This is a genomic window from Bradyrhizobium sp. LjRoot220, from assembly GCF_964252915.1.
GTDB lineage: Bacteria > Pseudomonadota > Alphaproteobacteria > Rhizobiales > Xanthobacteraceae > Bradyrhizobium.
Window position 1 is genome coordinate 182258 of the sequence record NZ_CAXUPS020000005.1, and the last position, 21725, is coordinate 203982.

The window sequence follows — 21725 nt, forward strand, 5'->3', positions numbered from 1 at the left end:
GCATAATTGCGGCCAAAATCAACGATTTGGCGAAAAATCGGCGATTCTGCGATCGAGCGGCCGCTTTCGCGGCAGGCGGTCCCTTCCCAAAAAAAGCGAGAGGTCGAAGCCGAGTCAGCCCAGTTTGCGCCCGATATCGAGGAATTTCTGCCGCCGCTGCTTGCGCACCGCGTCCGCATCGAGGTTACGGAATTCGTTGAAGGCCTGGGCAATGGCATCGCCAGTGGAGGCGATGATGGCGGCAGGGTCGCGATGGGCGCCGCCGGGAGGCTCTTTCAGGATCTGGTCGATCACGCCGAATCGCAGCATGTCCTGGGCGGTGATCTTCATGCTGGTCGCAGCTTCCTGGGCCTTGGTGCCGTCCCGCCACAGGATCGAGGACGCCGCTTCCGGCGAGATCACGCTGTAGATCGCGTGTTCGAACATCAGCACGCGGTTGGCGGTGGTGATCGCAATCGCCCCGCCGGACATGCCTTCGCCAGTGATGATCGCAACATTGGGGACGCCGAGCGACAGGCAGGCATCGGTGGAGCGCGCGATCGCTTCGGCCTGTCCGCGTTCCTCGGCGCCGATACCGGGATAGGCGCCGGCCGAATCGACGATCGACAAAACGGGAATGCCGAACCGGTCGGCCAGTTCCATCAGACGAACGGCTTTACGATAGCCTTCGGGGCGGGCCATGCCGAAATTGTGCTTGATGCGGCTCTCGGTGGTGGCGCCCTTTTCCTGACCGACGACGCAGATGGCTTCGCCGCGGAAGCGGCCGAACCCGCCCATCAGCGCTTCGTCCTCGCCGAATTTGCGGTCGCCCGCCATCGGCGTGAATTCCGTGATCAGCGTGTTGATGAAATCGGTGAAATGCGGCCGCTGCGGATGACGCGCCACCAGCGTCTTCTGCCACGGCGTCAGGCTGGCATAGAGGTCGGTCAGCGCCTGCGACGCCTTGTCCTCGATTCGGGCAATCTCGTCGCCGATGTCGCTGCCGCTCGCAGCCAGCGCGCGCAGCTCGTCGACCTTGGCCTCGAGTTCGGCGACGGGTTTTTCGAAGTCGAGATAGCTGCGCATCTGATCCGGCATCAAACCAATATAGGGAGGAACTTAACTGCGGGCGAAGTGGTTTCGTCTTTGAGAAAGAAGATTAGCTTCTTCAATGATTTAGCTTACATTCTGGGGGAATGCCCACTGGAGGTGGTGATGAGGTGACGGCTGTTTCGGGGGAGAAGGCGTCGAAGTCAAGGCGGATACTTGCTGGATGCTCTGAAGTCTACTTCTCCGCCAGCGGATGCAGGTCGCGCACCAGGCTCTTGAGCCGCTCTTCGACCACATGGGTATAGATCTGCGTGGTCGAAATATCGGTGTGACCGAGCAGCGTCTGCACGATGCGCAGGTCGGCGCCGTTGTGCAGAAGGTGACTGGCAAAGGCGTGGCGCAACACGTGCGGTGAGACCAGCCGCGGCGCCAGCCCCGAGGCGGATGCCAGTTCTTTCAGGTCGCGCGCGAAATGCTGGCGCGTCAAATGTCCGCTTTCGCCGAAGGAGGGAAACAGCCATTTCGAGGCGAGTGCGTTTTTCTTCTTGTCGGGCTTTAGCGCCTCCATGGCGGCGAGGTAATCGGCCATCGCCTGCCGCGACGCCTGGTTCAGCGGCACCAGCCGCTCCTTGTTGCCTTTGCCGCGCACCACGATCATGCGCGCGTCGCGGCGCGCCGCCGACAGCGGCAACGCCACCAGTTCGGAAACGCGCAGCCCGGTGGCGTAGAGCACTTCGAGCAGGCAATGCAGCCGCAGCGCACGCAGCCGCTGCGCCGGTGAGGCGTCCGTTTCCGTCAATTCCCTGGACCGCGTCAGCATGCGGTCGACGTCCGCGATCGACAGGACCTTGGGCAGGCCGCGGCCGCGTTTCGGACCGGACAGGATCGCCGCGGGATCGTCGGTTCGCATCCGTTCGTTGAGCAGAAACCGGAACAGATGGCGCAGCGCGGAGAGACGCCGCGCGACGGTTGTGGACTTGAAGCCGCGGGAATCGAGATCTTCAAGGTAATTGCGCAACAACTGGGTGTTGGCAGCGATGAAGCCGGAATTCGCCCGGCCGGCGAACTCCGAAAAATCCTCGAGGTCCCGCCGATAGGCGTCCAGGGTATTATCGCCAGCGCCCTGTTCCGCTGCCAGCATGTCGAGGAACAGGCTGACCAGCTTTGCGTCGGGCGTATTTTTCGTGACCATGTCCGATCATATCCCATGATCCAGGTGGCCGCAGTTTTTTGTCAGGCGGGCGCACTGATCGCGGTCGCTTGCGACCACACCACCATCCATTGCTGGTCGCGATATTCATAGGCGTCGGTGTGCCAGTAATCGCCTGGCGGCACTTTGTGGCCTCCGAACACGACCTCGAGCCGGGCGCGATAGCGAATCAGCGTGCTGGCTGCGTACAGGCGGACAGCGATGTCACCCGGCTCCCACAGCAAATATCTGATCTGCCCGCTGGCCACGGCGCCGAGATACTCGGCCTTCGACAGTGTCGCGCCGATCGGCGTGACCAGTTGGAAGTCCGGCGCGTGCAGTGGTTCGGCCGCAATCATGTCGGCGTTCACGAGGGCACGAAGTCGTGCGCGCTCAATGCTCCGAATATGCTCCGCTTCAAGATGGTTATTCGGATCGGCTATTGATGAGGTCATGTCTGGTTCCGTTGTTGATATTTGCGAAGGTTCAGGAGGCCGGGATCAGGCCGTGGTCGATCAGACTTTGCGCGCTGGCGCAGATCGCTTCCTTTTCGGAGCGTGGTTGCCAGCCCAACACCCGCGTCGCCTTGGCGGCGCTGACGCTGAGATCACGGTCCAGTTCATGGACGATCATGCGCGAACGGGCGCTGAACGGCGCCGTCATGCGGACCATCCAGTTCGGCACTTCGCCGGAGGGTAATTTGGAGGCGTAGTCCGGAAATGCGTTGGCTAGCGCGGCGGCCATGTCTCGCATCCAGAAGAACTTCCCGGCAGCGATAAAGCGCTCACCTGACGCTTCCGGATGTGTCATCGCCCGGATATGGGCATCGGCTGCATCGCGCACGTCGACGACGGCAACACCAAACCGCGGTATGCGCTTGAGCTTGCCGCTCATCATCTGCTGGATCAGTCCCACCGATGTTCCATAGTCCGGGCCGAGCAGCGGCCCGAAGATGATGCCGGGATTGATGACGGCCAGATCAAGTCCGGTTTCGTCGGCAAAAGCCCATGCGGCTCGCTCGGCCAGCGTCTTCGACTTGTAGTAAGGCGTTGCCCGCAGGCTTGTCGGATCGGTCCAATCGTCCTCCGTATAGGGCGCTTGACCGTTGCCGTGGTTGGTTGCCGCGATCGAGGAAGTCATCACCACGCGCGTCGTGCCAGCGCGCTGCGCTGCCCGCAGCACCCGCAAGGCGCCCTCGCGCGCGGGCCGGATCAGGTCATCCTCATCCTTCGGCAGGTCCGACGGGAAGGGGGAGGCAGCGTGGATCACATAGCGGCATCCGGCGACCGCGGCATCCCAGCCTGCATCGAAGCGAAGATCGGCTTCGATGAAGCTGATTCGGTGACCGTCGGCCGCCACGTTCGGGCAGACCTGGTCCCTGATCTTGTCGCAATGCCCCATGTGGCGAACGCTGCCACGAACAGAGTACCCGTGGGCCAGTAATTGCCGGGCGATGTGCCCGCCGAGAAAACCGCCGATTCCAGTCACTAGAACAGTGACATCTCCATTTGCTGAGTGCGAACGCATGTTCAGTTCCTTGTCTCGCATGCCTCCACGGGCGGATGCGTAAATTAGACGATTAGACATTTATAGTCTATATGTCTTTTGACGCATCGGACAAGAACTGTCAATCTGTCCAAATGATCGAACTTGATGCCAAATCCAACCACATTCTTGATGCGGCGCTGCCGGTGTTCGTCCGCCACGGCTTTCGCAAGGCTTCGATGGCGGACATTGCTCGGGCGGCGAAGATTTCCCGAGCGTCGCTCTATCTGAGCTTCGGCAGCAAGGAAGAATTGTTCCGGGCGGGGTCGACACGAGCCCATGCCAGCACGCTGCGGAATGTCGAGGCGGCGTTGGAAGGCAAGGGCGATATTTTCAGCCGGATCGAAAACGCGATCGCCGCCTTTCATCGCGGTTTGATCGCGCCATTTGCTGCCAGCCCAGATGCAGTGGAGCTGTTCGAGGTCAACATGGCCCTGGCCAAGGACATCACGCTGGCTGCACGCGCAACATTGGTGGAACGACTGGCGCAGGCATTGGCCGATGCGCAGGCCGCGCGCGTCATTGCTTTGGATCGATTGAATTCAGAGCCGGTCGATATCGCCAACGTGATCGTCGCAGCCATGGACGGCATCAAGCACGCGCCCGGCGACGGCGCGAAACTCGAGGCGGGGATGCAGCTCTTTATGCGCCTGCTGCGTGCCGCTATCTCTTGAGGAACTTATCCGGCGGGATGGTGACGATCATTTCCCGCGGCTTCGGATTGACGAAATTCGCCAGCGCGAAGACCACGCCATAGCCGATCCCGGCAATGATGCCGACAACCGTCAAAAACCGGAACAGGCTGGGCATCAGGGCGCCTTGAAGGTGGCCTTGGGCGGCGAATTAACCATCGAAATCATCGGGGTTGGACCAGCCTGACTACCTACATGTTCCCATTCCCGTTGCAAGAGTCTCTGGCAACGGTATCGGCGGGGGTAGTATAGGTGGCGCAGAAACGCGGAAAAATCCGCAGGCGACAGAGTTTTGAATGCCCGAGACCGCCATACCGGCACACGCAAGCACCCCCCAGGAGGCCGAGATCGCGGCGGCACTGGGGCGACGGTCGGTCGTGCTTGTCGGCATGATGGGCGCCGGCAAATCCACCATTGGCCGCCGGCTGGCGGCCCGGCTGCGGCTACCGTTTTTCGACGCCGATATCGAGATCGAGGCGGCGGCCGGCATGTCGATCCCGGATATTTTCGAAACCCGCGGCGAGCCGGATTTCAGGGATGGCGAGGCCCGGGTGATCGCGCGGCTGCTCGATAGCGGCCCCTGTGTGCTTGCCACCGGCGGCGGCGCCTTCATGCGCGAGCAAACCCGCCAGCGGATCGCCGACAAGGCGGTGTCGATCTGGCTCAAGGCGGACCTCGACGTGATCATGAAGCGCGTCAAGCGTCGCGCCGACCGGCCGCTGCTGCAGACCGAGGATCCGGTTGCAACCGTCGCCCGCCTGCTCGAAGTCCGCGAGCCGGTCTATCAGGGCGCTGATCTGACGATCCTGTCGCGCGACGTGCCGCATGACCGGATTGTCGATGAATGCATGGACGCCTTGCGCGGCAGGCTGTGTGGCGCTGCGCCAGCGGCCCAGGAGACCAATGCAACAAGCACTGCTACAAACGACGGGATAAGCGCTCGGTCATGACGGTCCCCCTGAAACACTCCGATCCCATCACCGTCGACGTCGCGCTCGGCGACCGCGCCTATGACATTGTCATCGGCCGCGACGTCCTGCAGTCGCTGGGGGCGCGTATCGCAGCCCTCCGCCCGGGCGTGCAAACCGCTATCGTCACTGACCGCACCGTTGCCAAACACTGGTTGGAACCAACGCTGGCATCGCTGGCCGCGGCCGGCATCCCGACGTCGCATGTCGTCGTCGCGGAAGGCGAGGGCTCGAAAACCTATGCCGGACTTGAGAAGGTCTCCGAGGCGCTGATCGCAGCCAAAATCGAGCGCAACGACCTGGTGATCGCACTCGGCGGCGGCGTGGTCGGCGATCTCGCAGGGTTCGCGGCGGCGATCCTGCGCCGCGGGGTCGATTTCGTACAGGTGCCGACCTCGCTGCTGGCGCAGGTGGATTCCTCGGTCGGCGGCAAGACCGGCATCAATTCGCCGCAAGGCAAGAATCTGCTCGGCGCGTTTCATCAGCCGGTGCTGGTCATCGCCGACACCTCGGTCTTGGACACGCTGTCGCCGCGCCAGTTCCGCTCCGGCTACGCCGAAGTCGCCAAATATGGCGTGCTCGGCGATGAGGCCTTCTTCGCCTGGCTCGAGACCAACCACGCCGGCATCTTCTCCGGCGGTGCTGCGCGCGAGCATGCGATTGCCACCTCCTGCCGTGCCAAGGCTGCGATCGTGTCGCGCGACGAGCGCGAAACCGGCGAACGCGCGCTGCTCAATCTCGGCCACACTTTTGGCCATGCGCTGGAGGCCGCAACCGGTTTCTCCGATCGCCTGTTCCATGGCGAGGGCGTTGCCATCGGCACGGTGCTGGCGGCGGAGTTTTCCGCAGAGCGCGGCATGATCTCGCAAGCCGACGCTGCGCGTGTCGAACGTCATCTGGCTTCGGTCGGCCTGCCGACCCGGTTGCAGGACATCGCCGGCTTCACCCAGGAAGGGCTGGCGGACGCCGATACGCTGATGGCATTGATGGCGCAGGACAAGAAGGTCAAGCGCGGCAAGCTCACCTTCATCCTGCTGGAGGCGGTGGGGCGCGCGGTGATCGCAAACGACGTCGAACCGGCATTGGTTCGCGATTTCCTGCAACAGAAGCTGTCGGGATGAGAGCGACCTTGTCCGGGCGTATCGCGCGGACGGCATCGCCCAGGGCCTGGACCATCGCGAGGCAATATGAGTTCGACCGCATTCAATCTGTTGCTCGCGTTTCTGCTGCTTGCCGCCAACGCGTTCTACGTGGCCGCCGAGTTTGCGCTGGTGAAGAGCCGCGGGTTTCGTATCAAGGTGATGGTCGAACAGAACCGCTTCGGCGCGCGGCTCCTGCAAGATATGATGGGCAACATCGAGGCCTATCTCGCGTGCTGCCAGCTCGGCATCACCATGGCCTCGCTCGGCCTCGGCTGGGTCGGCGAACCGACCGTTTCGGCGCTGCTCGAACCGTTGCTGATCCCGCTCGGCATGTCGCAAGCCACGTTGCACTTTGTGTCGTTCCTCGCCGGGTTCCTGGTGTTCTCCTCGTTGCATATCGTGATCGGCGAGCAGGTGCCGAAGACGTTGGCGATCAGGCAACCGATGCCGGTTTCGCAATGGATCGCGTATCCGCTCTATTTGTCCTATCTGGTTTTCTGGCCGCTGAACTGGCTCCTCAACAACGCCTCACGCGGAATTTTGCGCCTGCTCGGCGTGCAGGAATCCTCACAGCATGAGATCCTCACCGACTCCGAGATCGAAGGGCTGGTGGAGGAATCGGCCGTGCATGGCGGCATCGAAAGCGGCGAGGCCGAATACATTCATAATGTTTTTCGCTTTGGCGACCTTGCTGTGTCAGACGTCATGGTCCACCGCACCGCCATGGTGATGATCAATGCCGATCTGCCGCCGGACGAGCTGGTGCGCGAGGTGCTGGCGACGGAATACACCCGCATCCCGCTGTGGCGCGACAAGTCGGAAAACATCATCGGCGTGCTGCACGCCAAGGATCTGCTGCGCGCGATCCGCGCCTCCGAAGGCGATACCTCGCGTATCAATGTTGCGGCCATCATGCTGCCGCCATGGTTCGTGCCGGAGATGCGGCCTTTGTCCGAACAGCTCAAGGCGTTCCGTCGCCGCAAGACTCACTTCGCACTGGTCGTCGACGAGTATGGCGAAGTCGAAGGCATGGTGACACTGGAAGACGTTCTGGAGGAAATCGTCGGCGACATTTCCGATGAACACGACGTGGTGGTGGCGGGCGTCCGCGCCCAGCCCGACGGCTCCGTGGTGGTCGATGGTTCGGTGCCGATCCGCGATCTCAACCGTGCCATGAACTGGCATCTGCCCGACGAGGAGGCGACCACGATCGCGGGTCTCGTGATTCACGAGGCGCGTTCGATCCCCGAGCGCGGCCAGAGCTTTACCTTCCACGGCTTCCGATTCCGCGTGCTGCGCCGCGAGCGCAACCGCATCACCGCCTTGCGGATTGTGCCGGTGCCGCGCGACTCCGAGGCCGAAGAAAAGAAGCCAAGGCGGGCGGGTACGTCGTTCTAGCTAGAGCGCCACGCACCGCCTCAGGCATTTCCTATTCGATATCGATCGCGACGCCGCTGAGCTTCCACGCGCCCTCCGATTCGATGAAGCCAAGCTGGTATTTGACCTGCTTGGGCGCCGTCTGGAAGCGGCCCTTCAAGCTCAGTACGCCCTTCTCGTCGATCCTGGCGTCCTCGTCGGGGATCATCTTTTGCGCGACCACGGCGTCGAACACGGCGTGCTTCTCGACCAGGTCCTTGAACACGGCCCGCAGCTTTTCCGGCGGGAACTGCTCGCGAAACGGTTTTGAGATCTTGGCGTGGAAGATGGTGAAATTGTCGGCTGCGACCGCGTCGTTCAGCGTCACCAGGATGCTTTTCACCAGCACCTCCTGAGCGGCGGGGCCGGGCATGTCGAGCGCGAGGGCATTGAAGGGACAGCCGGTCATCAACGCTAGAACGGCCGCCGCGAACCCCTGATGTGCCCAAGGACGCATCGGACGACCCCATCACATGGCGATGTGCGTCAGGGTCAGCGCGACCCTGCGTTTTCATGAAACCGAACCATCGCGCCACCGATTGTCTCACAAAGTTGAAAGCGCTGCCACTGTCCTTGCCCGATCGTCGTATCGGCATGGCCGCACGCTCAGGCCAGATAGTGGATCGCTTCCGTGAGCAGCCGTTCCGACGATTGCGCCGAGGTGTCCAGCGTCAGCCTTGCATCGATCCACGCCTCATATTCGGCGCGCCGTTGTTCGACCCTGGCCCAGTCGATCTCGGCCATCCCGTCGATATTGCGGACGCGGGCCTCGACGCGGCGGCGATGGATCGCCTGATCCACGCAGATGCATTCGATGATCTTCAAATCCGCGCGAAATTTTGCCGCAAGTTTGCGCCACGCCGCGCGTGGGGCCTCGACCGGATTGACCGCGTCGATCAGGACGGAATGATTGAGCCGCAATTGTTCGGCTGCCAGCGCTAGCGCGATCTCGTAGGCCGCAATCCCCGTTTGATCCCGGGCGAGGCCGCCGCGCCACATCGCCGCCTCGATCGGATCGATCGAGAATAGCGGCAGCGAAAAATGCCGGGAAAGCCCTTCCGCCAGCGTGCTCTTCCCGGAACCGGGAAGTCCGGCCAAAACAATGAGCTTCAGCGTAGTCATCCGACGCTCACATATGCGGCAGGGGTGATAAAATCAGCGGTCCGGAGTTTCCCCGGGTGCCTGTGCCTTGATCGCCAGCGCGTGCACGGACCCCTTTAGTTCCGCGTCCAGCGCCGCATTGACCATGCGATGGCGTTCGATCCGGCTCTTCCCTTCGAAGGCCGGCGACACAATATATACCCGGAAATGCGTCTCGCCGCCGGGCCTGTGGCCGGCATGGCCCTCATGCAGATGCGATTCGTCCGTCACGTCGAGGCTTTCGGGTACGAAAGCTTCACGCAACTTGTTTATGATAACGTCCTTGGTGCTCATGGCCGCGGCATTACGTCCGGGACCGTTTTTCGTCAATGGCCCATCGGAAGAGAGGTATTCGCAATGTCAAGACTTGAAGCCTTGGGCATTGCGTAGTCAAAGTCAGCCATGCCAATCGATTCATCCAAATTCTTCGACTCCATTCGCATCAAGCCCAACAAGCTGAGCGCGAAGCAGCAGGCGGCGGCGCGCGAAGAAGCCGCCCTGTGCGAATGGCCGGAGTGCAAGAACAAGGGCCCGCACCGCGCGCCCAAGGGCCGCGAGAACTCGAAAGAGTACTGGCACTTTTGTCTCAACCACGTCCGCGAATACAACCAGGGCTACAACTTCTTCCAGGGCATGAACGCCGACGCCGTCGCGCGCTACCAGAAGGATGCGCTGACCGGCCATCGCCCGACCTGGAAGATGGGCGCCAACGGCGGCAAGAAGGGCAAGGCCGGCGCCGAGCCTGACATCGACGCGGCTTCCGATCCGTTCAGCATGTTCTCCGAGCTCAACGGCCGTGGCCGCTGGCGGCCCGGTCCAGGCGGTGCTGCCGGCGAGGCCAAGCCTGAAACCCGAAAAGTGATGAACGCCGAGCGCAAGGCGCTGCAGGTGATGGGGCTCGGACCCGACGCGACGCTGGAAACGGTGAAGGCGAAATACAAGGCGCTGGTGAAGCAGCACCATCCCGACGCCAATGGCGGCGACCGCTCCACCGAGGACCGCCTGATCGAGATCATCAAGGCGTATAATTATCTCAAGACCGTCGTGCGCGGCGTGTAGTAGCCGTCGTCCCTGCGAACGCAGGGACCCATAACCACCGGCGGTCGTTGTTTGCCCGCTGTTCGTTATCTTCCTTCTCCAACAATACAGGCCGCGGCGTATGGGTCCCTGCGTTCGCAGGGACGACGGCGGAGATGATTTTTCATCGTTGCTCCATCACCCCGGCATCGGCCCGACATAGGCCGAGCTCGGCCGGATCAATCGCCCCGTCCGCTGCTGTTCGCGGGCATGCGCGGTCCAGCCGGCGGCGCGCGCCACCGCAAATATGGGCGTAAACGCCTGCCGCGGGATTTTCAGCGCGTCGAGCAGAATCGCGGTGAAGAACTCCACATTGGTGTCGAGCGGCCGGTCCGGATTTTTCCTCTTCAAGGCGTCGCGGATATAGGCCTCGACTTCGCCCGCAAACGGCAAATCCATGCCGCCGCCGGCGAGCCGTTCGATCGCGCCCTTGAGCACGTCGGCGCGGGGATCGCGCACCCGATAGACGCGATGACCAAAGCCCATCAGCCGCTCGCCGCGCGCCAGCGCGCTGTCGACCCACGGCTTGATGCGTTCGCTCGAGCCGATGGCATCGAGCATTTCCAGCACCGGCTCCGGCGCCCCGCCATGCAGCGGCCCCGTCAGCGCGCAATAGCCACCGGTGACCGACGCAAACAGATCGGCATGGGTCGAGGCGATGACGCGCGTCGCGAACGTCGAGGCGTTCATGCCGTGATCGGAGACGGTCACGAAATAGGCATCGAGCGCCGCCGCTTGGCGCGCATCAGGCCTGCGGCCCAGCATCATCGACAGCGTGTCGGCGGCATGGCTGGCGGTCGGGTCGGGCGACACGGGATCGTTGCCTTTGGCGCGCTGCACGAGTGCGCCTGCGATGACTGGAAATGCGCCGACGATCGTGGCCTCATGCGCCAGTCCCGATTCCGCGCGCAGTCCGGCGATTGCGGCCCGAAAGCCGTCGACGATCGAGAGGCCTCGCGTGATTCCGAGCAGTTCCGGCAGCCGGGCGAAAGCGCGTTCGCGTCCGGCGCCAAGCGCAGCGCGCACCGCGGCCTCGCCGATCGGCTGGCCGATGCCGCCGCTCCACAGCCGCGCGGTCACGCCCTCGAATCCGGTCTTGCGGGCGAGGTCGCCGACCCGTTCGCCGGCAATGATCAGTTCGCCGCGCTCGCCATCGACATGGCTGAGCACGGTTTCGGCGGCGGGAACGCCGTCGAGGCCGATCGGGGTCTTGGAAAGCTGAATGTTCATGATGGATCTCCCTTTGTGCATTGCAAAGGTCGGTCCTCTCGACAGAGTGATCAATCTTGATTATGTAAATCAATATGAAAAAATCCGTCGGCCTTTATCTCTCGGCCCGGGAGGCCTCCGCCGAACTCGCGATCTCGCAGGCGACGCTCTACGCTTACGTGAGCCGCGGCCTGATCCGCTCGGAACCGTCGGCCGATTCGCGCAGCCATCGCTACCGGGCCGAGGACGTCCGCACGCTGAAGGAGCGGCGCACGCCGGCGCCGGAGCCGCGCGGAATGCGCAGTTTCGATGCGGATTTGCCGGTGATGGATTCGGCGATCGCGACCATCACCGAGGACGGCCCGATCTATCGCGGCGTCAACTGCGTCGACCTCGCCGAGCGCGATACGCTCGAACACGCCGCGACGCTGTTGTGGGATGTCACCGGGGTCGATCCGTTCGCTCCGGACAATTGCCCCTCGATCTCGGATGAAATGCGCGCGGTCGCCGACGCCGCCCGCGGCGCCAATGCGATCGATCGCACGATTGCGGTCCTGGCGCTTGCTGCCGTTGCCGATCCCCGCGCCTTTACCCGCGCGCCCGAGGGGCGCGCGATGGTCGGCGGCCGCATCATGCGTCTCGTGGTCGCGACCATGCTGAACGCGAAGACATCGTCGCAACCGCTGCATCTGCAGGTCGCCAAGGTCTGGGCGCCCGATCACACGCACGCCGCCGATCTGATCCGCCGCGCACTGGTGCTGCTGGCGGATCATGAATTGAACGCCTCGACCTTCACGGTGCGCTGCGCGGCATCGACCGGCCTCAACCTCTACGACGCGATGATCGCCGGCCTCGTCGCCCTGAAAGGTCCCAAGCATGGCGGCGCCGGCGTGCTGGCGGCGCAGTTGCTCAAGACGCTGGCCAAGGGCGACGTCGCGCCCGTGATCCGCGAGCGGGTGGCGCTGGGCGAGCGTTTCGCGGGCTTCGGCCACGGCGTCTACAAACTCGGCGATCCGCGCGCGCAAGCCTTGCTGGAGGCTCTCGCGCGCTCAGGCGCAGACCGCAAACTGACCCATGAAATCCCGGAACGGATTGCGGAAGCGACCGGCGAATTCGTCAATATCGACTATGCGCTGGCGGTGCTCGTGCATACGCTGGGCCTGCCGCCCGGCCATGAACTGGTGTTGTTTTCGATGGCCCGCACGGTCGGATGGATCGCGCATGCGAGCGAACAATTGCGCCATGGCAGGCTGATCCGCCCGCGTGCGCGCTATGTCGGCCCGGCGCCGGGCCGCGCCCGGTTTACCTGACCGGCTTGGCGGGCTCGATCACGCCGCCGCCACGGCGGCGCCGGATGATCCAAATCGCCAGCGCGACGATCAGCGCGCCGCCCAGCACCGCCAGCATCCAGAGATGTTTGCCGGTGCTGCGATGATGCGGCAGCCCGAAATATTCGTGCAGCGCCGAAACCGCCAGCACGCCTGGCATCACATGCGCCATCGCCCAGACCAGGATCGCGGGAATATTGATGCCGTAGAACCGCAGCGGCGGCATGCCCAGCGCGCCCGCCGTGACCGGCACGAAGGCGCGTATCGGCGGCACAAAACGCGCAAAGAACACCGCGAGCGAGCCGCGGCTTTGGAAGAATGCTTCGCTTTGTGTCACCACGGCAGGATAGTTCTTCAGCGGCCAGACGCCGAGGATTTGGCGCTGCGAGCGATGGCCGATCCAGAAGGCGCTGCCGTCCCCGATTGCGGCCCCGGCAATCGCCGCCGCCAGCACTGCCCACAGCTTCAATTCGCCGCCGGGGACCAGCGCGCTCAAGGCGAGGATGATGGTCGATCCCGGCACCAGCGAACCGACCACCGGCACGGCCTCCAGCAGGGCCGCGAGGAACAGCGTCAGGTAAGCAAGCCACGGATGGGCCGAGACAAATGCGATGAAAGGATCAAGAAATGAGGCCACAAAAGTCCCGTTTCGGTCGCGTGGTTCGCCTGATGGCTCAGACCTAGCAACTCGCCATGGGGGCGAGAAGGGCCTCCCGGCCACCGGACTCTCCGGCGACCAGCCCGGCCACCGGGCAAAAGTACGGCGTGATTCGCAGGGCAGCCCTCCAAAAACCTGATACAGCCCCTATCTCAATGATAAGGCAGCGGAACTTTCATTGCGCCGCGGGCTTCTGCCAGCCGTTGCTCTCTGCTAGGTTTATCGGAGCACCCATCCGCAGCCATTCAACAAATCTGGTTTCGGGAACGCCCGGGACCTCGGAGGATTGATGACGACCGCCGCCATGACCAAAGTTACGGAGCCCGTCGGATTACCCGATATGAAGGTGTCGGTCCGGCAGGTATTTGGAATCGATACCGATCTTGAAGTTCCGGCCTATTCCGAAGTCGATCCCCATGTGCCGGATATCGATTCGGATTACCGCTTCGATCGCGCCACCACGCTTGCGATCCTGGCCGGTTTCGCCAAGAATCGCCGCGTCATGGTCACCGGCTATCATGGCACCGGTAAATCGACCCATATCGAACAGGTCGCGGCGCGGCTGAACTGGCCCTGCGTGCGTGTCAACCTCGACAGCCACATCAGCCGTATCGATCTGGTCGGCAAGGACTCCATCGTCGTGCGGGAGGGCAAGCAGGTCACGGAATTCCGTGACGGCATTCTGCCCTGGGCGCTGCAACACAACATCGCGCTGGTGTTCGACGAATATGACGCCGGCCGTCCCGACGTGATGTTCGTGATCCAGCGCGTGCTGGAAGTGTCCGGACGGCTGACGCTGCTCGACCAGAACAAGGTGATCAAGCCGCATCCGTCGTTCCGCCTGTTCTCGACCGCCAACACGGTCGGTCTCGGCGATACCTCGGGCCTCTATCACGGCACCCAGCAGATCAACCAGGGCCAGATGGACCGCTGGTCGATCGTCACCACGCTGAACTATCTGGCGCATGACGAGGAAGTCGAAATCGTGCTCGCGAAGGCGAAGCACTACCGCACGCAGGAAGGCAAAGACATCGTCAACAAGATGGTGCGGCTCGCCGATCTCACCCGCAATGCGTTCGCCAACGGCGATCTGTCGACGGTGATGAGCCCGCGTACCGTAATCACCTGGGCCGAGAACGCCGATATTTTCGCCGACATCGGCTTCGCGTTCCGCGTCACCTTCCTCAACAAGTGCGACGAGCTGGAACGGCCGCTGGTGGCTGAATTCTATCAGCGCTGTTTCAACGCGGAACTGGCCGAGAGTTCGGTCAACGTGGCGCTCAGCTAGCCGATGCCGTCCATTTCCGTCGAGCGCACCATTGGAAAGACCAAGAAGGCGGTGCTCGGCGGACTGATCGGCTACAACACCGAGAAGATGGGGAAGCAAAAATACAAGCGCCTCGCCATCTCACTGCGCGAACGCGACAAGATCGTCGGCGGGATTGTCGGCGAGGTCTGGACCACGGTGCTGTTCATTCAGTTCTTCTGGATGGAACAGAAACTTCGCGGCAAGGACTTCGGAACAAAGCTGATCAAGGCGATTGAAGACGAAGCGAGACGGTTTGGGGCCACGCGGTCCTATCTCGATACGATGAGTTTTCAGGCGCCGGGTTTCTACCGCGCCTGCGGTTATGAGGAATTCGGTTCGATCGAAGGCTATCCTGAAGGCGTGTCGCGCCATTGGTTTACGAAAGCGCTATGAGCACATCCAACTCCAAATTCCGCACGGGATCCAAGGAAGCGCCGACCGAGCCGTTCAAGCGCGCCGTGACGTCGTGCCTGCGCGCAATCGCAAAAGCGCCCGAACTCGAAGTGACGTTCGCGGCCGAACGTCCGGGGCTGGCGCCGGGCAAAGCGCGGTTGCCCGAACCCGCGCGCAAGATGACCAAGCGCGATGCCGCGATCGTGCGCGGCCATGCCGACTCGATCGCGCTGAAGCTCGCCTGTCACGATCCGAAGGTGCATCGCAAGCTGATGCCGGGCAATCCGCAGGCGCGCGGCGTGTTCGAGGCGGTGGAGCAGGCCCGCGTCGAAGCCATCGGCTCGCGGCGGATGGCCGGTGTCGCGAAAAACCTCACCGCGATGCTCGACGATCATTTCCATCGCGGCAAGTTCGACGAGATTACCGACCGCGCCGACGCCCCGCTGTCGGACGCGCTCGCTATGCTGGTGCGCGAAAGGCTGACCGGCATGGCGCCGCCCACGGCGGCGAAGAAGATGGTCGACCTCTGGCGCCCGGTGCTGGAAGACAAGATCGGCCCGCGGCTCGATCAATTGAGCCGGGTTACCGAGGACCAGGCCAAGTTCGGCGATCTCGTGCACGATCTGCTGTCGGCGCTTGATCTTGGCGACGACCGCAACGCCGATGCCGATGACGACGAGAACAACGAAGAGAACCAGGACGGCGAGAACGATCAGTCCGGCGCCGAAGGCTCGCCCGACTCTGACGCCGCGCAGGAAATGAGCGCCGATCAGGCCCAGGCCTCCACCGACGAAATGTCGGAGAGCGCGATGGAAAGCGCGCAGGCATCCACGTCAGATACGTTCGACGATGGCGAACTTGGCGACGATGAGACCCCGGGCGAGGCGACGCGGCCGAATTCGCGCGGCGCCAACGAACCGCGCGGGCCGGAATATCACGCCTTTGCGCCGAAGTTCGACGAGGTGATCGCGGCGGAAGATCTATGCGACCATGACGAACTGGAACGGCTGCGCAGCTATCTCGACAAGCAACTCGCGCATCTGCAGGGCATCGTCGCCCGGCTCGCCAACCGGCTGCAGCGCCGTCTGATGGCGCAGCAGAACCGCGCCTGGGAATTCGATCTCGAGGAAGGCATCCTCGATCCGGCGCGGCTGTCGCGCGTGGTTACCGATCCCTATCATCCGCTCTCGTTCATGCACGAGAAGGAAGCGACCTTTCGCGACACCGTGGTGACGTTGCTGTTGGACAATTCCGGTTCGATGCGCGGCCGGCCCATTACGGTGGCGGCGACCTGCGCGGACATTCTGGCGCGGACGCTGGAGCGTTGCGGCGTCAAGGTCGAGATCCTCGGCTTCACCACGCGCGCCTGGAAGGGCGGGCAATCCCGTGAGGCGTGGCTGGCCGCCGGCAAGCCGGCCAATCCGGGCCGGCTGAACGATCTGCGCCACATCATCTATAAATCCGCCGATGCGCCCTGGCGTCGCGCGCGAAAAAATCTCGGGCTGATGATGCGCGAGGGGCTTTTGAAGGAAAACATCGACGGCGAGGCGCTGGATTGGGCGCACAAGCGCCTGCTCGGACGTGCCGAGCAGCGCAAGATCCTGATGATGATTTCCGACGGCGCTCCGGTCGACGATTCCACGCTGTCGGTCAATCCCGGCAATTATCTCGAGCGGCATTTGCGCCATATCATCGAGGAAATCGAGACCCGCTCGCCGGTCGAACTGATTGCGATCGGCATCGGTCACGACGTCACGCGCTATTATCGCCGTGCGGTTACCATCGTCGACGCCGAGGAACTCGGCGGCGCCATCACTGAAAAGCTCGCCGAGCTTTTCAGTGAGACCCACGGCGCCGCGCCCACGACAACGCGCCGTCCGCGTCGCCTGCATTCCTGAGAGTATGCGCGCTACCTTCAGCCGCCGCCGCTTTCTGAAAACTGCAGCGGCGGGCTTCTCGGCCGTGGCGCTGCCCGCCATCGCGCAGGCGCAGACCGCGGTTCAGCGGCCGCCGAAGCCGGCCATGCGGGATGAATACTCGGTCACCGCGCCGGTCTCGATCGAGGTCCATGCAAGGCCGCTGCCGTCGTTCGACACCCGTGACCGCTCCCATGTGCGATACGGCTCGCTGGAATATCGCAGCGGGCTGATCCTGACCTCGCGGTTTCGCGGCTTCGGCGGCCTGTCCGGGCTGCGGCTCGACGCCAAGGGCGAGCGCTTCATCGCCATCAGCGACAAGGGCGGCTGGTTCACCGGCCGCATCGTCTACAAGGGCCGCGAGATGACCGGCCTCGACGATGTCGAGGCGTCGCCGATCCTCGGTCCCGATGGCAAGCCGATCACCGCGCGCGGCTGGTACGATACCGAGGCGGTCGCGCTGGACGGCGCGAATGTCTATGTCGCCCTCGAACGCGTCAATCAGATATTGCGGTTCGATTTCGCCAAGGGCTTTACGCGCGCGCCCGGCGAGCTGGTGCCGCTGCCGCTGGCGGCGCGCAAGCTGCCGTTCAACAAAGGTATCGAAGCGCTGGTGACGGTGCCGAAGGGCCAACCGCTGGCGGGAACGCTGATCGCCTTCTCCGAACGCGGGCTCGACGGCGACGGCAACATCATCGGCTTTCTGATCGGCGGCAGGACGCCCGGCCAGTTCAGCATCCGCCGCACCGAGAATTTCGACGTCAGCGACGCGGTGCTGTTGCCTTCGGGGCAGTTGCTGTTGCTGGAACGCAAGTTCTCCATGCTCGGCGGCATCGGGGTCCGGATCCGGCGCATCGCGCCGAATTCAATCGCGCCGGGCGCCGTGATCGACGGTCCCACGATCTTCAACGCCGATCTCGGCAGCGAGATCGACAATCTGGAAGGCATCGACGCCCATGTGACGGATGCGGGCGATACGGTGCTGACGCTGGTCTCCGACGACAATTTTTCGATGATCCAGCGCAATCTGCTGCTGCAGTTCACGCTGGTGGATTGAGCGCCTGCCGCGTCATCGCGAGACGTTATCTGCAATGCATTCTCCTTTGACCTCCGATCCCTTTTTGCCTGTTTTGCGGAACGGTTCTTGCAATGCTCCCGGCAACGAAACCGGAGTGTTTGATGAACAAGTCCATTCGCGCCATTTGCGTGCTTTCGATGATTTTCGCGGGGGCTGCGGCCCAAGCGGAGACCTGGCCCACCCGGATGATCAAGGCGACCATCCCCTTTGGCGCGGGCAGTGCGGCCGACGTCGTGCCGCGGTTGCTGTTCGATCGTCTGGCGCTTGAGCTTGGCCAGCCGATCGTGATCGAGAACCGTGCAGGTGCGGGTGGAACGCTCGGTTCGGGGCTGGTGGCCAAGGCCGATCCCGACGGCTACAGCATTCTCTCCAATTCCAACGCGCTGACGATCGCGCCGGCGATCTTTCCGAATCTCGCCTTCGATGCCGCGCGCGACCTCGCCTCGGTGCTGATGATCGGCTCCACTGCCAATGTGATGATCGTGCCGAACGCGCGTTCGTGGAAAACCATCCAGGATTTCATAGCGGACGCCAAGGCGAAGCCCGGATCGATCTCGTACGGCTCGGTCGGGATCGGCAGCGCAGTGCATATCAGCTCCGAGAAATTCCGGCTCGCCGCCGGCTTTGAAGCCACGCACATTCCCTATCGCGGCGGAGGCGAAGTGATCGCCGATATCCTCGGCGGCCGTATCGATTTCTATTTCTGCCCGCTTGCCACCGCGCTGCCGCTGATCCGCCAGGGCCAGGTGCGTGCGCTCGTGGTGTCGACAGCCAAGCGCGCCGCCGAGTTGCCTGACGTGCCGAGCCCGGTCGATATCGGATTGAAGGATGCCGACAGCGCGATCTGGTTCGGCGTCCTGGTGCCATCGAAGACGCCGCGCGAGATCGTCGACAAACTGCATGCGGCAGGCAGCAAGGTGCTGGCCGATCCGGTGACGCAGGAGGGTTTGAAAAAGCTCGCCATCGAGCCGATGCCGATGACGCCCGGCGAGATGGACGCGCTGCTCAAGCGCGAGATCGCGGCCAATATGGAGCTGATCAAGGCTGCGGGGATCAAACAGTAAGGGGAGGGTTGCGCAGGCGGCGGGTTGAGACGGGGCAGGCGGCTCGCTACGTTGGGCACCGGCATCCTTCCCTCCTGGTCCCGGATATTTCCTATGAGCAACCTGTTTTCCCCGATCCAGCTGCGCGGCCTGAAGCTGGCCAACCGGATCATGGTGGCGCCGATGTGCCAGTATTCCTCGGTCGACGGCGATGCCAATGACTGGCACTTCACGCACATCAATTCGCTGGCGCTGTCGGGGGCCGCGATCTTCTGCATCGAGGCGACAGCCGTCGAAGCGATCGGCCGGATCACGCCGGGCTGTCTCGGCCTCTACAACGACGCCAACGAAGCGGCGCTGAAGCCGATCCTGGCCTCGGTGCGCAAGCGCTCCAGGGCTGCCGTGATGATCCAGCTCGCCCATGCCGGCCGCAAGGCCTCGAGCCACACGCCGTGGGATGGCGGCCAGTTGATCCCGGTTTCCGAAGGCGGCTGGCGGCCGGAGGGGCCATCCGCCGTTCCGCACAAGGAGAGCGAGACGCCGCCGCTGGCGTTCGACGCGGCGGGCCTCGCGCGGGTGCGCGATGCGTTCGTAATGGCTACGAAGCGCGCCGAGCGGCTCGGCATCGACGCCATCGAGGTGCACAGCGCCCACGGTTATTTGCTGCATCAATTCCTGTCGCCGATCTCCAACCGGCGTACCGATCAATATGGCGGGTCGCTGGAAAATCGCATGCGCTTTCCGCTCGAAGTGTTCGACGCGGTGCGCGCGGCGTTCCCTTCCGACAAGCCGGTCGGCCTGCGGTTGTCGTCGACCGATTGGGTCGAGGGCGGCTGGGATCTGGCGCAGACCATCGAGTACGCCAGGGCGTTGCAGAAGCGCGGCGTCGACTGGATCGACGCTTCCTCGGGCGGCGTTTCGCCGCTGCAAAAGATTCCGCTCGGCCCCGGCTATCAGGTGCCGTTCGCCGAGGCGATCAGGAAGGCGACCGGGCTCACGACGATTGCGGTCGGCCTGATCACCGAAGCCAGGCAGGCCGAGGAGATCGTGGCGTCGGGCAAGGCCGACATGGTCGCGCTCGCCCGCGCCATGCTCTACGACCCGCGCTGGGGCTGGCATGCCGCCGCCGAACTCGGCGGCGAAGTGTTTGCGCCGCCGCAATATTGGCGTTCGCAACCCTCGACGCATAAGGCGCTGTTCGGCGCCACGACGTTCGGCACGCGCTAGGCGACTCTTCGGACTGTCATTCCGGGGCGATGCAAAGCATCGAACCCGGAATCTCGAGATTCCGGGTCTGGTGCTAGCGCACCATCCCGGAATGACGATGATTACCCACGAACCTCTGCCCGCTGGATTCGTCATATCTCGGCCACACGCCCGGCGTGCTATGCTCTCGCTTGCGCGCGACAGACGCGTTTTGAAAAATAAACAGCGAGAGGACGCCCCATGGAGATCGGATATTTCACGATGCCGTCCCATCCGCCGGAGTGCGGGTTGAAGGAGGGTCACGACTGGGACCTGCAGACGCTGCGGTGGCTCGATGAACTCGGCTATCAGGAAGCCTGGATCGGCGAGCATCACACCGCGCCCTGGGAGCCGCATCCGGCGCCCGACCTGATCCTCGCGCAGGCGTTCCTGCAGACCAAGAATATCCGCCTCGGCCCCGGCGGCTTTTTGCTGCCCTATCACCACCCCGCGGAACTGGCCAACCGTGTCGCCATGCTCGATCACCTCTCCGGCGGCCGCCTGAACTTTGGCGTCGCGGCGTCGGGCCTGCCGAGCGACTGGGCGATGTTCAACGTCGACGGGATGAGTGGCCAGAACCGCGACATGACGCGCGAGGCGCTGGAGATCATCCTCAAAATGTGGACCGAGGATGCGCCGTGGTCGTACCGCGGCAAGTTCTGGAAGGTCGACAAGCCCGACACCATGTTCGATTTTCTCAAGCCGCACCTCAAGCCGTTGCAGGCGCCGCATCCGCCGATCGGCGTCGCGGGGCTGTCCAAGGGATCGGACACCCTCAAGCTCGCGGGCGAGCGCGGCTATATTCCGATGAGCCTCAACCTCAACCCGGCCTATGTCGGCAGCCATTGGGAATCCGTGGAAATCGGTGCCGCCAAGACGGGCCGCAAGCCGAACCGCCAGGACTGGCGGCTGGTGCGCGAGGTGTTCGTCGCCGATACCGACGAGGAAGCCTGGCGGCTGTCGACCGGCGACATGATGGGCCGGATGATGAGTGAGTATTTTCTCCCCCTGCTCGGGCATTTCGGTTTCAAGGACTACCTCAAGCACGCGCCCGAGGTGCCTGATAGCGATGTCACCGTCGACTATTGCGCGAAGCGCAACTGGATCGTCGGCTCGCCGGCCACCGTCACCGAGAAGATCGAGAAGATCTATCACGAGGTCGGCGGCTTCGGCACGCTTTTGGTGTTTGGCTTCGACTACAAGCACAAGCCGGAAGCGTGGCACCATTCGTTGCGGCTCCTGAAGCAGGAAGTGATGCCGCGGCTGAAGCATCTCGACGCGAATCTGATTCGCGCGGCGTAGTGATTGTCATTCCGGGATGGTCCGAAGGACCAGACCCGGAATCTCG

The 21725-nt window shown here is 63.4% G+C and carries 23 protein-coding genes; 13 read left to right on the forward strand and 10 right to left on the reverse strand.

Annotated features, from left to right (window positions below; genetic code table 11):
- Positions 1-114: 114 nt before the first annotated feature.
- The 4 genes from ACSQ84_RS22120 to ACSQ84_RS22135 all read right to left on the reverse strand — a co-directional run bounded on the left by ACSQ84_RS22120 (position 115) and on the right by ACSQ84_RS22135 (position 3745).
- Positions 115-1077, reverse strand: coding sequence for an acetyl-CoA carboxylase carboxyltransferase subunit alpha (locus ACSQ84_RS22120; protein WP_436213825.1), 963 nt, complete (start codon positions 1075-1077; stop codon positions 115-117).
- A 187-nt stretch (positions 1078-1264) separates the two neighbouring features.
- Positions 1265-2221: a site-specific tyrosine recombinase XerD gene (xerD, locus tag ACSQ84_RS22125; RefSeq protein WP_436213826.1), complete on the reverse strand. Its 957-nt coding sequence runs from the start codon at positions 2219-2221 to the stop codon at positions 1265-1267.
- Between the two features lie 41 nt (positions 2222-2262).
- Complete coding sequence (locus tag ACSQ84_RS22130; RefSeq protein ID WP_436213827.1) at positions 2263-2673, reverse strand: nuclear transport factor 2 family protein; 411 nt, start codon at positions 2671-2673, stop codon at positions 2263-2265.
- Between the two features lie 31 nt (positions 2674-2704).
- A complete protein-coding gene (locus tag ACSQ84_RS22135; protein WP_436213828.1) occupies positions 2705-3745 on the reverse strand; it encodes an SDR family oxidoreductase in 1041 nt (346 codons plus the stop codon).
- Between the two features lie 113 nt (positions 3746-3858).
- Between ACSQ84_RS22135 and ACSQ84_RS22140 the strand changes: the two genes are divergently transcribed.
- A complete protein-coding gene (locus ACSQ84_RS22140; RefSeq protein WP_436213829.1) occupies positions 3859-4437 on the forward strand; it encodes a TetR/AcrR family transcriptional regulator in 579 nt (192 codons plus the stop codon).
- Here the strand turns inward: ACSQ84_RS22140 and ACSQ84_RS22145 are convergent.
- Positions 4427-4573, reverse strand: coding sequence for a histidine kinase (locus tag ACSQ84_RS22145; RefSeq protein ID WP_436213830.1), 147 nt, complete (start codon positions 4571-4573; stop codon positions 4427-4429). The genes ACSQ84_RS22140 and ACSQ84_RS22145 overlap by 11 nt on opposite strands.
- A 178-nt stretch (positions 4574-4751) precedes the next feature.
- On the opposite strand from ACSQ84_RS22145, the gene ACSQ84_RS22150 reads away from it, so the two are divergent.
- The 3 genes from ACSQ84_RS22150 (at position 4752) to ACSQ84_RS22160 (ending at position 7963) form a co-directional block, all read left to right on the forward strand.
- Positions 4752-5405 carry a shikimate kinase gene (locus ACSQ84_RS22150; protein WP_436213831.1) on the forward strand — a complete coding sequence of 218 codons (654 nt, stop codon included), beginning with the start codon at positions 4752-4754 and terminating at the stop codon, positions 5403-5405.
- A complete protein-coding gene (gene aroB, locus ACSQ84_RS22155; RefSeq protein ID WP_436213832.1) occupies positions 5402-6544 on the forward strand; it encodes a 3-dehydroquinate synthase in 1143 nt (380 codons plus the stop codon). The genes ACSQ84_RS22150 and aroB overlap by 4 nt, the downstream gene beginning before the upstream one ends.
- Positions 6545-6610: 66 nt before the next feature.
- Complete coding sequence (locus tag ACSQ84_RS22160; protein WP_436213833.1) at positions 6611-7963, forward strand: hemolysin family protein; 1353 nt, start codon at positions 6611-6613, stop codon at positions 7961-7963.
- A 31-nt stretch (positions 7964-7994) separates the two neighbouring features.
- Here ACSQ84_RS22160 and ACSQ84_RS22165 read toward each other — a convergent pair whose 3' ends face one another.
- The 3 genes from ACSQ84_RS22165 to ACSQ84_RS22175 form a co-directional block, all read right to left on the reverse strand.
- On the reverse strand, positions 7995-8438 hold the full coding sequence (locus ACSQ84_RS22165; protein ID WP_436213834.1) for a hypothetical protein: 444 nt from the start codon (positions 8436-8438) through the stop codon (positions 7995-7997).
- A 149-nt stretch (positions 8439-8587) separates the two neighbouring features.
- On the reverse strand, positions 8588-9103 hold the full coding sequence (locus ACSQ84_RS22170; protein WP_436213835.1) for an AAA family ATPase: 516 nt from the start codon (positions 9101-9103) through the stop codon (positions 8588-8590).
- A gap of 33 nt (positions 9104-9136) precedes the next feature.
- Positions 9137-9415 (reverse strand): BolA family protein, encoded by a 279-nt coding sequence (locus ACSQ84_RS22175; protein ID WP_436213836.1) that lies wholly within the window; start codon positions 9413-9415, stop codon positions 9137-9139.
- A 108-nt stretch (positions 9416-9523) separates the two neighbouring features.
- On the opposite strand from ACSQ84_RS22175, the gene ACSQ84_RS22180 reads away from it, so the two are divergent.
- Entirely contained in the window at positions 9524-10180 is a 657-nt protein-coding gene (locus ACSQ84_RS22180; protein WP_436213837.1) for a J domain-containing protein, read from the forward strand.
- 156 nt (positions 10181-10336) lie between these two features.
- On the opposite strand, the gene ACSQ84_RS22185 is transcribed toward ACSQ84_RS22180, so the two are convergent.
- On the reverse strand, positions 10337-11428 hold the full coding sequence (locus ACSQ84_RS22185; protein WP_436213838.1) for a citrate synthase/methylcitrate synthase: 1092 nt from the start codon (positions 11426-11428) through the stop codon (positions 10337-10339).
- Positions 11429-11502: 74 nt separating this feature from the next.
- On the opposite strand from ACSQ84_RS22185, the gene ACSQ84_RS22190 reads away from it, so the two are divergent.
- Entirely contained in the window at positions 11503-12717 is a 1215-nt protein-coding gene (locus ACSQ84_RS22190; RefSeq protein ID WP_436213839.1) for a citrate synthase family protein, read from the forward strand.
- Here ACSQ84_RS22190 and ACSQ84_RS22195 read toward each other — a convergent pair.
- The gene (locus tag ACSQ84_RS22195) at positions 12710-13372 is read right to left on the reverse strand and encodes a DedA family protein (RefSeq protein WP_436213840.1); all 663 of its coding nucleotides are present in this window, start codon (positions 13370-13372) and stop codon (positions 12710-12712) included. The genes ACSQ84_RS22190 and ACSQ84_RS22195 overlap by 8 nt on opposite strands.
- Positions 13373-13682: 310 nt before the next feature.
- Between ACSQ84_RS22195 and cobS the strand changes: the two genes are divergently transcribed.
- From cobS to ACSQ84_RS22230, 7 genes are all read left to right on the forward strand, one after another.
- Positions 13683-14681 carry a cobaltochelatase subunit CobS gene (cobS, locus tag ACSQ84_RS22200; protein ID WP_436213841.1) on the forward strand — a complete coding sequence of 333 codons (999 nt, stop codon included), beginning with the start codon at positions 13683-13685 and terminating at the stop codon, positions 14679-14681.
- A 3-nt stretch (positions 14682-14684) separates the two neighbouring features.
- Positions 14685-15095 (forward strand): GNAT family N-acetyltransferase, encoded by a 411-nt coding sequence (locus tag ACSQ84_RS22205; RefSeq protein WP_436213842.1) that lies wholly within the window; start codon positions 14685-14687, stop codon positions 15093-15095.
- Entirely contained in the window at positions 15092-16993 is a 1902-nt protein-coding gene (gene cobT / locus ACSQ84_RS22210; protein ID WP_436213843.1) for a cobaltochelatase subunit CobT, read from the forward strand. The genes ACSQ84_RS22205 and cobT overlap by 4 nt, the downstream gene beginning before the upstream one ends.
- 4 nt (positions 16994-16997) lie before the next feature.
- Positions 16998-18068, forward strand: a complete 1071-nt coding sequence (locus ACSQ84_RS22215) for an esterase-like activity of phytase family protein (protein ID WP_436213844.1) — start codon at positions 16998-17000, stop codon at positions 18066-18068.
- A 122-nt stretch (positions 18069-18190) separates the two neighbouring features.
- Positions 18191-19153: a Bug family tripartite tricarboxylate transporter substrate binding protein gene (locus ACSQ84_RS22220; RefSeq protein WP_436213845.1), complete on the forward strand. Its 963-nt coding sequence runs from the start codon at positions 18191-18193 to the stop codon at positions 19151-19153.
- A 93-nt stretch (positions 19154-19246) separates the two neighbouring features.
- A complete protein-coding gene (locus ACSQ84_RS22225; protein WP_436213846.1) occupies positions 19247-20359 on the forward strand; it encodes an NADH:flavin oxidoreductase/NADH oxidase in 1113 nt (370 codons plus the stop codon).
- 219 nt (positions 20360-20578) lie between these two features.
- Entirely contained in the window at positions 20579-21679 is a 1101-nt protein-coding gene (locus tag ACSQ84_RS22230) for an LLM class flavin-dependent oxidoreductase (protein ID WP_436213847.1), read from the forward strand.
- Positions 21680-21725: the final 46 nt, after the last annotated feature.

What these genes read in the sequence shown, in the direction of transcription:
- aroB (WP_436213832.1), top strand. Translation starts at nt 5,402, where the DNA reads ATGACGGTCCCCCTGAAACACTCCGATCCCATCACCGTCGACGTCGCG.
- cobS (WP_436213841.1), top strand. Translation starts at nt 13,683, where the DNA reads ATGACGACCGCCGCCATGACCAAAGTTACGGAGCCCGTCGGATTACCC.
- cobT (WP_436213843.1), top strand. Translation starts at nt 15,092, where the DNA reads ATGAGCACATCCAACTCCAAATTCCGCACGGGATCCAAGGAAGCGCCG.
- xerD (WP_436213826.1), bottom strand. Translation starts at nt 2,221, where the DNA reads ATGGTCACGAAAAATACGCCCGACGCAAAGCTGGTCAGCCTGTTCCTC.
- ACSQ84_RS22120 (WP_436213825.1), bottom strand. Translation starts at nt 1,077, where the DNA reads ATGCCGGATCAGATGCGCAGCTATCTCGACTTCGAAAAACCCGTCGCC.
- ACSQ84_RS22165 (WP_436213834.1), bottom strand. Translation starts at nt 8,438, where the DNA reads ATGCGTCCTTGGGCACATCAGGGGTTCGCGGCGGCCGTTCTAGCGTTG.
- ACSQ84_RS22225 (WP_436213846.1), top strand. Translation starts at nt 19,247, where the DNA reads ATGAGCAACCTGTTTTCCCCGATCCAGCTGCGCGGCCTGAAGCTGGCC.
- ACSQ84_RS22140 (WP_436213829.1), top strand. Translation starts at nt 3,859, where the DNA reads ATGATCGAACTTGATGCCAAATCCAACCACATTCTTGATGCGGCGCTG.
- ACSQ84_RS22215 (WP_436213844.1), top strand. Translation starts at nt 16,998, where the DNA reads ATGCGCGCTACCTTCAGCCGCCGCCGCTTTCTGAAAACTGCAGCGGCG.
- ACSQ84_RS22175 (WP_436213836.1), bottom strand. Translation starts at nt 9,415, where the DNA reads ATGAGCACCAAGGACGTTATCATAAACAAGTTGCGTGAAGCTTTCGTA.
- ACSQ84_RS22150 (WP_436213831.1), top strand. Translation starts at nt 4,752, where the DNA reads ATGCCCGAGACCGCCATACCGGCACACGCAAGCACCCCCCAGGAGGCC.
- ACSQ84_RS22185 (WP_436213838.1), bottom strand. Translation starts at nt 11,428, where the DNA reads ATGAACATTCAGCTTTCCAAGACCCCGATCGGCCTCGACGGCGTTCCC.
- ACSQ84_RS22190 (WP_436213839.1), top strand. Translation starts at nt 11,503, where the DNA reads ATGAAAAAATCCGTCGGCCTTTATCTCTCGGCCCGGGAGGCCTCCGCC.
- ACSQ84_RS22180 (WP_436213837.1), top strand. Translation starts at nt 9,524, where the DNA reads ATGCCAATCGATTCATCCAAATTCTTCGACTCCATTCGCATCAAGCCC.
- ACSQ84_RS22160 (WP_436213833.1), top strand. Translation starts at nt 6,611, where the DNA reads ATGAGTTCGACCGCATTCAATCTGTTGCTCGCGTTTCTGCTGCTTGCC.
- ACSQ84_RS22220 (WP_436213845.1), top strand. Translation starts at nt 18,191, where the DNA reads ATGAACAAGTCCATTCGCGCCATTTGCGTGCTTTCGATGATTTTCGCG.
- ACSQ84_RS22230 (WP_436213847.1), top strand. Translation starts at nt 20,579, where the DNA reads ATGGAGATCGGATATTTCACGATGCCGTCCCATCCGCCGGAGTGCGGG.
- ACSQ84_RS22205 (WP_436213842.1), top strand. Translation starts at nt 14,685, where the DNA reads ATGCCGTCCATTTCCGTCGAGCGCACCATTGGAAAGACCAAGAAGGCG.
- ACSQ84_RS22170 (WP_436213835.1), bottom strand. Translation starts at nt 9,103, where the DNA reads ATGACTACGCTGAAGCTCATTGTTTTGGCCGGACTTCCCGGTTCCGGG.
- ACSQ84_RS22130 (WP_436213827.1), bottom strand. Translation starts at nt 2,673, where the DNA reads ATGACCTCATCAATAGCCGATCCGAATAACCATCTTGAAGCGGAGCAT.
- ACSQ84_RS22135 (WP_436213828.1), bottom strand. Translation starts at nt 3,745, where the DNA reads ATGCGTTCGCACTCAGCAAATGGAGATGTCACTGTTCTAGTGACTGGA.
- ACSQ84_RS22145 (WP_436213830.1), bottom strand. Translation starts at nt 4,573, where the DNA reads ATGCCCAGCCTGTTCCGGTTTTTGACGGTTGTCGGCATCATTGCCGGG.